Annotated in this window: 10 protein-coding genes; 6 read left to right on the forward strand and 4 right to left on the reverse strand. The window is 71.1% G+C overall.

Going from position 1 to position 11693, the window contains the following annotated elements; translation table 11 throughout:
* Positions 1 to 6: 6 nt before the first annotated feature.
* The 3 genes from ACWENQ_RS36170 to ACWENQ_RS36180 are packed head-to-tail and all read left to right on the forward strand — an operon-like array spanning position 7 to position 3894.
* Positions 7 to 867 (forward strand): metallophosphoesterase family protein, encoded by an 861-nt coding sequence (locus tag ACWENQ_RS36170; protein ID WP_449928664.1) that lies wholly within the window; start codon positions 7 to 9, stop codon positions 865 to 867.
* Positions 864 to 1556: a 4'-phosphopantetheinyl transferase family protein gene (locus ACWENQ_RS36175; protein ID WP_354915491.1), complete on the forward strand. Its 693-nt coding sequence runs from the start codon at positions 864 to 866 to the stop codon at positions 1554 to 1556. The genes ACWENQ_RS36170 and ACWENQ_RS36175 overlap by 4 nt, the downstream gene beginning before the upstream one ends.
* Before the next feature lie 52 nt (positions 1557 to 1608).
* Complete coding sequence (locus ACWENQ_RS36180; RefSeq protein WP_449928661.1) at positions 1609 to 3894, forward strand: ATP-dependent Clp protease ATP-binding subunit; 2286 nt, start codon at positions 1609 to 1611, stop codon at positions 3892 to 3894.
* Positions 3895 to 3905: 11 nt separating this feature from the next.
* Here ACWENQ_RS36180 and ACWENQ_RS36185 read toward each other — a convergent pair whose 3' ends face one another.
* The gene (locus tag ACWENQ_RS36185) at positions 3906 to 4601 is read right to left on the reverse strand and encodes a winged helix-turn-helix transcriptional regulator (RefSeq protein WP_354915497.1); all 696 of its coding nucleotides are present in this window, start codon (positions 4599 to 4601) and stop codon (positions 3906 to 3908) included.
* Positions 4602 to 5049: 448 nt separating this feature from the next.
* Here ACWENQ_RS36185 and ACWENQ_RS36190 point away from each other — a divergent pair, with 448 nt between their 5' ends.
* Entirely contained in the window at positions 5050 to 5943 is an 894-nt protein-coding gene (locus ACWENQ_RS36190) for an aldo/keto reductase (protein WP_449928657.1), read from the forward strand.
* A 20-nt stretch (positions 5944 to 5963) separates the two neighbouring features.
* Here the strand turns inward: ACWENQ_RS36190 and ACWENQ_RS36195 are convergent, their stop codons facing one another.
* Together ACWENQ_RS36195 and ACWENQ_RS36200 are read right to left on the reverse strand one after the other, a co-directional pair.
* Positions 5964 to 6629, reverse strand: a complete 666-nt coding sequence (locus ACWENQ_RS36195) for a response regulator transcription factor (protein WP_354915503.1) — start codon at positions 6627 to 6629, stop codon at positions 5964 to 5966.
* Positions 6630 to 6730: 101 nt separating this feature from the next.
* A complete protein-coding gene (locus ACWENQ_RS36200; protein WP_449928655.1) occupies positions 6731 to 7972 on the reverse strand; it encodes a LeuA family protein in 1242 nt (413 codons plus the stop codon).
* Between the two features lie 204 nt (positions 7973 to 8176).
* Between ACWENQ_RS36200 and ACWENQ_RS36205 the strand changes: the two genes are divergently transcribed.
* Positions 8177 to 9193, forward strand: a complete 1017-nt coding sequence (locus tag ACWENQ_RS36205; RefSeq protein WP_449928653.1) for a UbiA family prenyltransferase — start codon at positions 8177 to 8179, stop codon at positions 9191 to 9193.
* Positions 9194 to 9322: 129 nt separating this feature from the next.
* On the forward strand, positions 9323 to 10351 hold the full coding sequence (locus ACWENQ_RS36210; RefSeq protein ID WP_452418244.1) for a sensor histidine kinase: 1029 nt from the start codon (positions 9323 to 9325) through the stop codon (positions 10349 to 10351).
* Here the strand turns inward: ACWENQ_RS36210 and ACWENQ_RS36215 are convergent.
* Complete coding sequence (locus ACWENQ_RS36215) at positions 10300 to 11613, reverse strand: MFS transporter (protein WP_452418245.1); 1314 nt, start codon at positions 11611 to 11613, stop codon at positions 10300 to 10302. The genes ACWENQ_RS36210 and ACWENQ_RS36215 overlap by 52 nt on opposite strands.
* Between the last annotated feature and the right edge of the window lie 80 nt (positions 11614 to 11693).

The following is an 11693-nucleotide window of genomic DNA, read 5'->3' on the forward strand; positions in this document are numbered from 1 at the left end:
CGGAGTATGGGCGATCTGGGAGGTGTGGTGGCGGGAAGACTGGTCGCGGTGAGCGACCTGCACGTCGGGTACGCGAGGAACCGGGAACTGCTGGAGGATCTGCCGCGCGAACCGACGGACGACTGGCTGCTGATCGCCGGGGACGTGGCCGAGCGCTGGGAGGACATCGCCTGGGCGCTGGCCACGTTGCGCGCCCGCTTCGCCAAGGTGGTGTGGGCCCCCGGCAACCACGAGCTGTGGACGGTACCGGGCGATCGCCTCCAGTTGCAGGGTGACGGCAAGTACCGCGCTCTGGTCCAGCTGTGCCGCAGCCTGGGTGTGCTGACCCCGGAGGATCCCTTCCCGGTCTGGACAGGGGAGGGCGGGCCGGTCACGATCGCGCCCCTGTTCGTCCTGTACGACTACAGCTTCCGTACGGCCGGCTGCGCCACCAAGCAGGAGGCGCTGGCACTGGCCCACGAGGCCGGCGTGGTGTGCACCGACGAGTTCCTGCTCCACCCGGACCCCTACCCGACCAGGGAGGACTGGTGCCGGGCGCGCGTGGCCGAGAGCGAGCGCAGGCTGGCGGCCTGCGATCCGGACGTGCCGATCGTCATGGTCAACCACTTCCCGCTGGTCCGCGAGCCGACGGCGATCCTGCGTCATCCGGAGTTCGCCCTGTGGTGCGGCACCGAGCTGACGGCCGACTGGCACCGCAGGTTCCGCACGGCGGCGGTGATCTACGGCCATCTGCACATCCCCCGGGTCACCTGGCATGACGGCGTGCGCTTCGAGGAGGTCTCCGTCGGCTACCCGCGCGAGTGGGAGCGGCGTGGACTGCCGCACGACATCTTCCGCCAGGTCCTTCCCGTACTGGAGCCGGTGTGATCGAGGACATCCTGCCCAAGGGCGTCGCCGTGGCCGAGTTGTTCGCCGACCGGCCCGGCGCCACGCTGTTCGAGGAGGAGGCCGTCGCGGTGCAGCGGGCCGTCGACTCCAGGCGCCGCGAGTTCACCACTGGCCGCGCCTGCGCGCGGCGCGCCCTGGCCCGGCTCGGGCTGCCTCCCGTCCCCGTGCCCCGGGGCGAGCGCGGCGCGCCCGCCTGGCCCGACGGCGTGGTCGGCAGCATCACGCACTGCGCGGGTTACCGCGCGTGCGCCGTCGCGATGGACACGCAGGTCCTGACCATCGGGATCGACGCCGAGCCGCACGAGCCGCTGCCTGACGGGGTCTTCGACATGATCTCGCTGCGGACCGAGCGCTGGGCGCTGGCCGGGCTGCCCTCCGGCGTGCACTGGGACCGGGTGCTGTTCAGCGCCAAGGAGTCGGTCTACAAGGCCTGGTTCCCCCTTGCCCGGCGCTGGCTGGACTTCTCCGAGGCCACCGTCACGATCGATCCGTCGGCGGGGACGTTCCACGCCCACCTGTCGAAGATCGCCACCGTTCACGGGGGTGAGCTGCTGACGGAGTTCGCGGGAAGGTGGCGCGTGACCGACGGGTTCGTCCTCACCGCGATAGCTCACCCCGCGGATCGAGCCGCATCACCTGTGGGCGAACCTCTTGCCATGAAGCTGTGAACGAGCGAACTTTAGAAAGTAATAGTAGTCGTCGGCCTTCCGGGAGCGAGGAATGTTCGAGAGGTTCACCGACCGCGCGCGGCGGGTTCTCGTCCTGGCTCAGGAGGAGGCCAGGAAACTCAACCACGACTATCTCGGCACCGAGCACCTGCTGCTCGGCCTGCTCCTGGAGGGGCAGGGGGTGGCGGCGCTCGCCCTGACCAAGCTCGGCATCGGGCTGGACGCGGTCCAGACGGGGGTCGTCTCGATCAGCCTGCCCGGCGAGCGGCCGCATGACGGGCACATCCCCTTCACCCCCCGCGCCAAGCGCGTGCTCGAGCTGGCGCTGCGCGAGGCGCTCTTCTTCGGCCACGACCACATCGGCACCGAGCACCTGCTGCTGGGGCTGATCAGGGAGGGCGAAGGGGTGGCCGCGCAGGTGCTGGCCTCGCAGGGCGCCGAGCCCACCGGCATCCGCAACGAGGTCACCAGGATCCTCCAGGGGGACGAGATCGGGGACGAGGACGACCAGCGTCCCCCGGTCGCGCCGCCCAAGCCCAAGTCCTCCATCCTCGACCAGTTCGGCATGAACATCACCGAGGCGGCCCGCGAAGGCAGGCTGGACCCGGTGATCGGCCGCGAGGAGGAGATCGAGCGGGTCATGGAGGTGCTCTCCCGGCGGACCAAGAACAACCCGGTGCTGATCGGCGAGCCCGGCGTCGGCAAGACCGCCGTCGTCGAGGGGCTGTCCCAGATGATCGTCGACGGGGACGTGCCCGAGACGCTCAAGGACAAGCAGCTCTACACGCTGGACCTCGGAGCGCTGGTCGCCGGCTCCCGCTACCGGGGCGACTTCGAGGAGCGGCTGAAGAAGGTGCTCAAGGAGATCCGCGCCCGCGGCGACGTCATCCTGTTCATCGACGAGCTGCACACCCTGGTGGGGGCGGGGGCGGCCGAGGGCGCGATCGACGCGGCCAACATCCTCAAGCCCATGCTGGCTCGTGGCGAGCTGCAGACCATCGGGGCGACCACGCTCGACGAGTACCGCAAGTACCTGGAGAAGGACGCCGCACTGGAGCGGCGTTTCCAGCCGATCCAGGTGCCCGAGCCCTCCCTCTCGCACACGATCGAGATCCTCAGGGGGCTGCGTGACCGCTACGAGGCCCACCACCGGGTCTCGATCACCGACGGCGCGCTGGTGGCCGCCGCGCAGCTGGCCGACCGCTACATCAGCGACCGTTTCCTGCCCGACAAGGCGATCGACCTCATCGACGAGGCCGGCTCACGCATCCGCATCCGCCGGGGCGCCGCCCATGCGGTGCCACGCGAGGTGACCGAGGAGCTCATCGCCGAGGTGCTGGCCAGGGCGACCGGCATCCCGGCCGTCAAGCTGACCGAGGAGGAGTCGCAGCGGCTGCTGCGCATGGAGGACGAGCTGCACAGGCGGATCATCGGCCAGGACGACGCCATCAAGGGCCTGTCCCGGTCGATCCGGCGCACCCGCGCCGGGTTGAAGGACCCGCGCCGTCCCGGCGGGTCGTTCATCTTCGCCGGCCCCTCGGGCGTCGGCAAGACCGAGCTGTCCAAGACGCTGGCCGAGTTCCTCTTCGGCGACGAAGACGCCCTGATCATGCTGGACATGTCGGAGTTCATGGAGAAGCACACCGTGTCGCGGCTGTTCGGCTCCCCGCCCGGCTACGTCGGATACGAGGAGGGCGGCCAGCTGACCGAGAAGGTACGGCGCAAGCCGTTCTCGGTCGTGCTGTTCGACGAGATCGAGAAGGCCCACCCCGACATCTTCAACACGCTGCTGCAGATCCTGGAGGACGGCCGGCTGACCGACGCCCAGGGCCGGGTGGTCGACTTCAAGAACACGGTCATCATCATGACCACCAACCTCGGCACCCGCGACATCTCCAAGGGCATCGGGATCGGGTTCGCCGCCTCCGACGTGGGCGGGTCCACCTACGACCGGATGAAGGGCAAGGTGCAGGAGGAGCTCAAGCAGCACTTCCGGCCCGAGTTCCTCAACCGGGTCGACGACATCGTCGTCTTCCACCAACTCGCCTCGCAGGAGATCATCCTCGTCCTCGACCTGATGCTGGCGCGGGTGGCCGAGCGGATGGCGGAGCGCGGAATGGAACTGGAGGTGTCCGGGGAGGCCAAGCGGTTGCTGGCCGACCGGGGCTACGACCCGGTCATGGGCGCCCGGCCGCTGCGCCGTACCATCCAGCGCGAGCTGGAGGACGTGCTGTCGGAGAAGATCCTCTACGGCGAGCTGCGCTCCGGCCAGCACGTGCTCGTCAGCGTGAGGGAGGGAGCCCTGCACGTGACCGGCGTGGAGCGGCCCGCGCCGTAGCGGCGCCCCGCTCAGCGGCTCGCGGCACCGCGCGCCTGGTCGGGCGTCCCCTCGGGCACCAGCCCGAGGAGGGCGCTCACCCGCAGGATCGCCTCCGGCGGGCCCTGCAACGTCAGCCGCCCCGACACCACGGCGCCGAAGGGCGAGAGCCGCTTGGAACCGATCTCCATGAACGTGCGGGCATCGGTGACGGCGGTCACCGTGGGCGAGCCGGGATAGCCGCCCTCGACCGCGACGGCGCCGCCGTCCTTGACGACGACGTGGAAGAGCACGTCGTCGACCTGGAACTCGTACACCTCGTCCAGGTCGGGCACCCGCGAGTCGTCGATCATGGCCTGCACCGCCAGGAACCCCCAGTACGGCCGGACGATCTCCTCGGGCGTCGGCGCGTCCAGGAACGGCAGCCCCCACCGGGCCAGGCTGAGCACCGGCTCGCGCAGTTGCCGGCCGACCTCGGTCAGCTCGTAGCCCCGGTCCTTGCCCTGGTCGTCGGCCACCTTGCGGAGCACGCCCTCGGCGGTGAGGAACTTCAGCCGCTCGGCCAGCAGGTTGGTGCCGACGCCCGGCAGCGCGGCGATGAGGTCGCTGTAGCGGCGCGGCCCCAGCAGCAGCTCCCTGATGATGAGCAGCGTCCACCGCTCACCGATGACGTCGAGGGCGGCGGCGAGCCCGCAGTACTGGCCGTAGTTACGCCTGGCATGGACCATGTGCCGCCTCCAACGCGCCGACGGTGACCGCCTTCCCCTCACCACTCTATTTTATTGAAGTGGCGAGGAGAACCACACGAGTCCATAGCCGGTTGGCGTACCCGGATGACCAGGCCCGGATGACCAGGCAGGGTCTGCCCCGGCGGGCAGGCACCAACGGCGGCCTCCGCGCTAGGCGCGTGCTTGGCCGCCGCGAACCCGGAGGAACACACTGGAGGCATCCATGCGGGGAGGGCCCGCCCGCCCCGGCGGAAGACCCAGAGGTGCACCATGATGACTCGATGGCGGCCCGGCGCGATCCGCGCCCGGGTGGACGGTGCGGACCAGGTCCCGGCCGGAAAGCCCCGGAAGAGCGCCCCGCGACCGCTCGCGGGGATCGAGTACGACTGGTCGCGCGCGCCCGCGCCGCGCACCACGGACATCGGACGGCGTGCGCTGCTCTGGACTGATGCCTGAGAGCACACCGGCCACCGCGCGTCTGAGGAGGATCGGCGAGCTGGCGCTACCGCCGGTCGGCCTCGGCTGCGCGGCTCTCAGTGGCTTCTACGGCGCGGTGAAGGGCGCCGACGGCGTGCGCGTCCTCCGGCAGGCGCTCGGAGCCGGCCCGGCCCTCCTGGAGACCGGCGTCAGCCCGGACCGGGCCACCGGTGTGGTCCGGCGAGCTCTCGCCGGACGCCGCGAGCGCGCCGTCGTGGTGGCGGGGGACGCGACGGGGGACGTGGAGCGGGCCTGCGACGCGTGGCTGCGCGAGCTGGGCACCGGCCACCTCGACCTGTTCTACGTCAGCCGTTGCCCGGCGGGGCTGGAGGAGACGGTCGGCAGGCTCGGCGCCCTGGTCACCGCCGGGAAGGTCCGCCACATCGGGCTGTCCGGTGTCTCCGCCGACCAGCTCCGGCGGGCGCACCGGATCCATCCCGTGACCGCGCTGGTGAGGGAGTACTCACTCGTGCACCGCGACATCGAGGCCGAACTGCTGCCCGTCGCGCGCTCGCTCGGCATCGGGGTGATCGCCGGCTGCCCCCTCGGGCGGGGACTCCTCACCGGCAGGATCCGCGCTCCCGAACACCTGCGCTCCGGCGATCCTCGCCGGCTCGACCCCCGTTTCCGTGGCGAGCGGCTGCGGCAGAGCGTACGGCTGCTGCCGCTCGCCGAGGAGATGGCCGCCGAGCTCAACGTCAGCCTGTCCCGCCTGGCGCTGGCCTGGCTGCTGGCCCAGGGGGAGGACGTCGTGGTCGTCCCGAGCACGCGCAACCCGTTGCACCTGGAGATGAACCTCGCCGCCAAGCACGTCCGGCTGGCGCCCGAGCAGCGTGCTGGGCTCGAGCGGGTCTTCACTCGCTGAGGACCCGCGAGGCGGCCCGGTCACCGCCCGTTGTGGACCTTGTCGACCTTGATCAGGGACGCGCTGACGGCCTTGTTGACCGCGTCGATCCTGGACACGGCGCCCAGCTTGATGAAGATGTTGCGCAGGTGCCGCTTGACGGTGGCCTCCGTCAGGCCGAGCCGGGAGCCGATCTGGGTGTTGGTGAGCGCCTGGGCGGCCAGGGTGAGCACCTCACGTTCCCGGTCGGACAGCAGGTCAGAGGACTGCCCGTCGACCTGGGCCAGGCTCTCGCGGGAGACGGCGAGCAGCACCCGCCCGTCGCCGCAGCGGGCGCTGTGGATGGCCGACACGACCTCCTGGATGCTGGCGCTCTTCAGCAGGTAGCCCCTGATCCCCGCGGCGAGCAGGCTGCGGAGCAGTTCCGGCCCGTCGTACATGCTCAGGATCAGCACCTGTGTCTCGGGCGAGTGCCGATGGATGCGGGCCACGGTCGTCGGAGCGTCGTCGCCGGGGATCTCGACGTCGAGCAGCACGACGTGCGGCCGTTCCCTGGCCACGAGGGCGACCGCCGACTCGCTGTCGCCGGCCTCCCCGACCACGACCATCCCGGCCTGCGCCTCCAGGAGTTCGCGCAGCCCCTCCCTCACCAGGACATGGTCATCGACGAGCAAGACCCTGATGGGTTCCTGGGCCTCGCGTGTCATCGCGGTCCATCCACGTGATAGCCCCTCTGGGATGTATCCGGCGCCAGCTGACAAGCCGGACTCAGAGTAACCCAGGTCGACGGTCAGCGCGATGCATCGCGTCAGCTTCTCGCGCCCGCCATCATCAGGAGTTCGGAGTCGGTCAGCACCCGGTGGGACCGACGCGCCAGGCGAAGGATGTCGTCGACCACCTCGCCATCAGCGGGAAGGCCGCGCCGGCGCATCCAGTGCACCACGTTCCACCGGCCGCTGGCGGGCCCGATGTCGATCTGCTGCGACCGGCCCACCGCGGAGGCGGGGACGGCGGAGTAGACGCGGTCGGCGAGCGGGAGGTTCCCCGCGAACTCGGCCTTGGCCACGGCGGCGGCGTGCACACCGGTCGCGGTGCGGAAGGCGTCGGCCCCGACCACCGGATAGTCGACGGGGATGGGCCGCTCGCAGGCGGCGGCCGCGAGCGCGCAGTAGTCGGGCAGCGCGCGCAGCTCACGCGTGTCGCCGGACAGGTGCAGGTTCACCAGCAGCTGGTCCATGGCGGTGTTGCCGCAGCGCTCCCCCATGCCGAGCGCGGTGCCGTGCACCCTGTCGACGCCCGCCTCGATCGCGGCCAGCGCGTTGGCCAGGCCCAGCCCCCGGTCGTTGTGCCCGTGCCATTCGATGGGCACGGACCCGAAGCCGTGGGCGGCGAGGATCTCCTCGGCCACGTAGCCGACGATCGCCCGGGTGCCTCGCGGCGTGGCGTGGCCGACCGTGTCGCAGAGGCAGATCCGCTCGGCGCCCTCGTACAGGGCCACGTGCGCGATGAGCCGGAGCATGTCGGGGCAGGTTCGCGTGGCGTCCTCCACCACGATGCACACCGGCAGATTCTCCCGCCGCCCGAATTGCATGGCCGCGGTGACCGAATTAACCAGATGGTTTTCCGTCCAACCTTCTGTATATATCCTTATGGGACTCGTTCCGATAAACGCCATTACGCCGATGACGCGACCCGTGTCCTGGCTGATTTGCGCGATGGGAATGATGTCTTCAGGAACGGTCCGGGCGGCGCAATGGAGCTCCAGCGGCAACCGCAGGTCCTCGGCGTGCCGGGCGAGCCGGGCGGCGAAGAACGCGGCCTCGGACCCGGTGGCCGGCATGCCGATGCTGGCGGCGTCGATCCCCAGCCTGGCCATCAGCCGGAGGAGCGCGGCCCGTTCCTCGAGGGTGGGCTGGCGGACGGAGGGGCTCTGCAGCCCGTCACGGAGCGACTCGTCGTTCAGCTCCACCTGCCCGGTCGGCTCCGGCTCGGGTGGGCGGAGCCGTGACCGGTTCCAGTCGAAAATTACCTCGCCTGTTCCGCTGCTCATTTCCGGGGTGCCGTCCTCTCCTATAATGAGATGGTCGAGACGGTAGGCCGACGTTAACAACGGAACGCGACTCCAACAAGTCCGGACCCGAAAGAGCGGGTGCCGCGGAGGCCGGACAATCACCGGTATCGAAAGATGTAGGATCCGCTACCCCCTTCGAGATCCGCATTAACGGAAGTCCGCGAGCGGGCTCATAATCACGCCATGGTGACCCAGGAGGCCGTTCCGCGCCGCGTCCCCGCTCGCACGCTCCTGAAGTGCCTCGTCGAGGCGCGCCCGTCGGTCCTGGCGATGTATCTGCTCAGGTTCGTCACCGGCGCGGCGCTCGGGGTGTCCTCCATGATCGGGGGATCGGTGCCGGAGGTGGCGGGCGCCGCGCCCGAGTGGCTCGGCTCGCCGGCCATACAGGGGGGCGCGGGAGCCGCCGCGTGGCTGGGGTCGTCGGCGCCAGGGGTGCTGGGCGGGGCGGCGGTATGGGTCCTGGCGATCCTGTCGGCCTACCTGCTCAACGGGGTGACCGACGTCCACGAGGACCGGGCCAACGACTCCCGCCGCCCCATCGCGGCAGGCGAGCTGAGGCCGGAGTCGGCCGCGGCGGTCGCGAAGGCGGCCGCGGCGCTGTCCATGGTGGGCGCCGTCCTGCTCGTCCCCACGCTCGCCCCGGCGGTGGCCGCCGTGCTGGTGCTCGGCTACGCGTACTCGATGCCCCCGCTCAGCCTCAAGCGCCACACGCTGGGCGCGCCCGGCATCGGGGTGGCCGCCGCGCTCCTCAGCTACCTGGCCGGATACGCCAGCGTCGCCCACGGCACGACGCCGGACGCGGGGACACTCCTGTTCGCGGTGGTGATGTCGCTGTGGGTCGGCCTCGTGGGCACGATGGCCAAGGACCTCCCGGACGCGCCGGGCGACGCCGCGGCGGGACGGCGCACGGTCGCGGTGCTGTACGGCGAGCCGCTCCTGCGCCGCCTCCTGGCGGTCGCGGCCGCCGCCCTGGCCGGGTGCCTCTGGCTGGCCGTGGCGACCGTCGCGCCGGGACTGGGCCTGCCGGCCTGCGCGCTGACGCTGGGAGCGGGCGTGGTCGCCGTCCTGGCCCTGACCCACGCGTCGCGGGGCGGGCGCTGCAGGAAACGCCGCCTCTACCGAGGCTTCATGGCCACGCAGTACGTGACGCACCTGTGTCAACTCGTGTCAGTCGGCGTACCCTCAGTGGTGTCCAGTTGACACCGTTGCTCCCAACCTGGCGGGCTTCGGTTGGTTGCCGCGAGTGGAGGGCCCGTGGCCGCAGACGCCAAGCCCCATGGGTCGCCGTGGGACGACTTAGCGCGCTCCCTTGAGAAGGAGCGAGCCGCGATGCTGCTCGCCTACGAGAGGGAACTTCATGAAGCGGGCAATCCGATCGTCCGCGAGCGCGAGTCGAGGGCCCAGGCGATGGCTCAGGCGAACGCCACCCTGACCGACCTGATCCGCAGCCTGCGGGACCGGAAGGTCACCATGGACAGCGAGCGGTGGCTGCTCACCAGGGACATCGGCGAGAGCAGGGCCGCGAGCCGGCTCGACCCGCGTGACTCGCTGCGGGCGGCGGGCACCCTCTTCGAGCTCATCCTCGGCGAGGTGGAGCGCCACGTCTCCGCCGAGCAGGCCCCGCTGGAGCTGCTGACGCTGACCGCCCTGGCGGTGAACGAGAGCATCAACACCAGGATCAGGGAGGCGGCCAGCGCGTACACCGGCTACCTGCTCAACATCATCCACCGGGCGCATCTCAACGAGCGTCGCCGTATCGCCCGGGAGCTGCACGACCGGGTGGGGCCGGGGCTCAGCGTCGCCCACCGCCAGCTGGAGCTCTTCGAGATGTTCGCCACGAGCGGGCCGTCACGGGCCGCTTCGCGGGCGGGCAAGGCCAAGCAGGCCGTCGGCGAGGCGATGCAGAACCTGCGCGCCGTCACCTCGGAGCTGCGTTTCGAGGACACCGTGACCAGCATGGAGAAGGCGCTGCTCACCTTCACCGAGACGTTGCGCACCGACGAGGTGACCATCAGGGTGAGCGTCAACGGCGACGAGACGTGGGCGCCACCAGCCGTGCGCGACGAGTCCTTCCTCGTCATCAGGGAGGCCATCCGCAACGCCGTCGCCCACGGCGCCCCCGCCGTGGTGCTGGCCAGGATCGACATCTCACCCCACGACCTGCGGGCCTCCGTCGAGGACGACGGCGTCGGGTTCGACACCGGCCGGGCGGGCAGGTCGCGCAGCGTCGGGCTGTCGTCGATGCGGGAGCGGGCCGAGCTGATGGGCGGCACGCTGACCGTCTCCTCCTGGCCGGGCCGCGGCTCTCACGTCGAGCTTCTGGTCCCGCTGCCCGGACGGCGGGAGGCCACCGTCTGACCGGCCAGGTCGGCCGCGCGGGTCTCGGGCGCGAACAGGACCGCCACCAGCGAGGCCGCCGCCAGCACCACGATCAGGACGGCGAGCGGCCACGACGCGCCGCCGGCCGCCTGGACGAGGGCGGCGGCGACGAGCGGCATGGGTCCGCCGAACAGGGCGGCACTGGTCTCCCGCGCCACCACGACGCCGCTGAAGCGATACCGCGTCTCGAACATCTCGATGAACAGCGAGGCCTGCGCCACGCCCATGGCGACCAGGCCGCCGGCCGTGGCCATCGTGACCGCGAGCACGACGAGCAGGGGCCGTCCGGTGTCCAGCAGGACGATCATCGGACCGGCGAAGGCGATCAGGAACAGGCAGCCGAAGAACCAGACGGGGCGCCGACCGACCAGGTCGGCCAGCCGGCCGAAGACCGGTACTGCCAGCACCGCGGCGGTGCCCGCCACCACGTTGGCCGTCAGCCCGACGGCCGGCGGCAGGCCCAGTGTCCGGCTGACGTAGTGAAGCAGGAACACCGACACCAGGTAGTAGACCGCGACGAAGGGCCCGTTGGCCGCGAACGCCACCAGCAGGCGACGGGGCTGGTGGCGGACCAGGCTCCACAGCGGCAGCCGCACCCGCCGCCCGGAGGAGGCCTGGAACGCCTCCGTCTCGGAGATCCGCAGCCGCGTGTAGAGGCCCACCGCCAGGGTGAGGGCGCTCAGCAGGAACGGAACACGCCAGCCCCAGGCGGCGAACTGGTCGGGCGGCAGGGTGGCGAAGCCAGCGAACGCCACCGTGGCCAGCACGATGCCGGCGAAGTAGCCGATGCTCGGCAGCGCGGCCCGCATGCCCCTGCGCTCCGGCGGGCCCGACTCGGCCGCGACGAGGATCGCGCCGACGAACTCGGCTCCGGCGCCGAACCCCTGCGCCAGGCGGAGCAGGACGAGCAGGACGGGGGCGGCCACCCCGATGGTCTCGTAGCCGGGCAGCACGCCGATGCCGACCGTGGCCGTGCCCATCAGCACCAAGGTGAGCACCAGGACGGGGACCCGGCCCAGGCGGTCGCCCAGATGGCTCATCACGATGCCGCCGATCGGCCTGGCCAGCAGGCCGACGGCGAAGGTGGCCAGCGAGGCGAGCATCGCCGTGCCCGGCCGGGCCTCGGGGAAGAACTGTTCGCCGAAGACCAGTGCCGCGCCCAGCCCGAACAGCGCCAGGTCGTAGGACTCGATGACGGTGCCCACGACGGTCGCGGTCACGACCCGGGGCCCGGTGTTCACACGGTCACCATCGGTTGCCATGAAACCCCCAAACCCCCTCACCTTATGGCGAGTCCGCGAGCCTTTGTATCCTTCGGACC

The sequence above is a fragment of the Nonomuraea sp. NPDC004354 genome (genome assembly GCF_053602555.1).

Excerpts from the sequence above, each read along its gene's own strand:
- ACWENQ_RS36170 (WP_449928664.1), top strand. The coding sequence starts at position 7 with ATGGGCGATCTGGGAGGTGTGGTGGCGGGAAGACTGGTCGCGGTGAGC.
- ACWENQ_RS36180 (WP_449928661.1), top strand. The coding sequence starts at position 1,609 with ATGTTCGAGAGGTTCACCGACCGCGCGCGGCGGGTTCTCGTCCTGGCT.
- ACWENQ_RS36185 (WP_354915497.1), bottom strand. The coding sequence starts at position 4,601 with ATGGTCCATGCCAGGCGTAACTACGGCCAGTACTGCGGGCTCGCCGCC.
- ACWENQ_RS36190 (WP_449928657.1), top strand. The coding sequence starts at position 5,050 with ATGCCTGAGAGCACACCGGCCACCGCGCGTCTGAGGAGGATCGGCGAG.
- ACWENQ_RS36195 (WP_354915503.1), bottom strand. The coding sequence starts at position 6,629 with ATGACACGCGAGGCCCAGGAACCCATCAGGGTCTTGCTCGTCGATGAC.
- ACWENQ_RS36200 (WP_449928655.1), bottom strand. The coding sequence starts at position 7,972 with ATGAGCAGCGGAACAGGCGAGGTAATTTTCGACTGGAACCGGTCACGG.
- ACWENQ_RS36205 (WP_449928653.1), top strand. The coding sequence starts at position 8,177 with ATGGTGACCCAGGAGGCCGTTCCGCGCCGCGTCCCCGCTCGCACGCTC.
- ACWENQ_RS36210 (WP_452418244.1), top strand. The coding sequence starts at position 9,323 with ATGCTGCTCGCCTACGAGAGGGAACTTCATGAAGCGGGCAATCCGATC.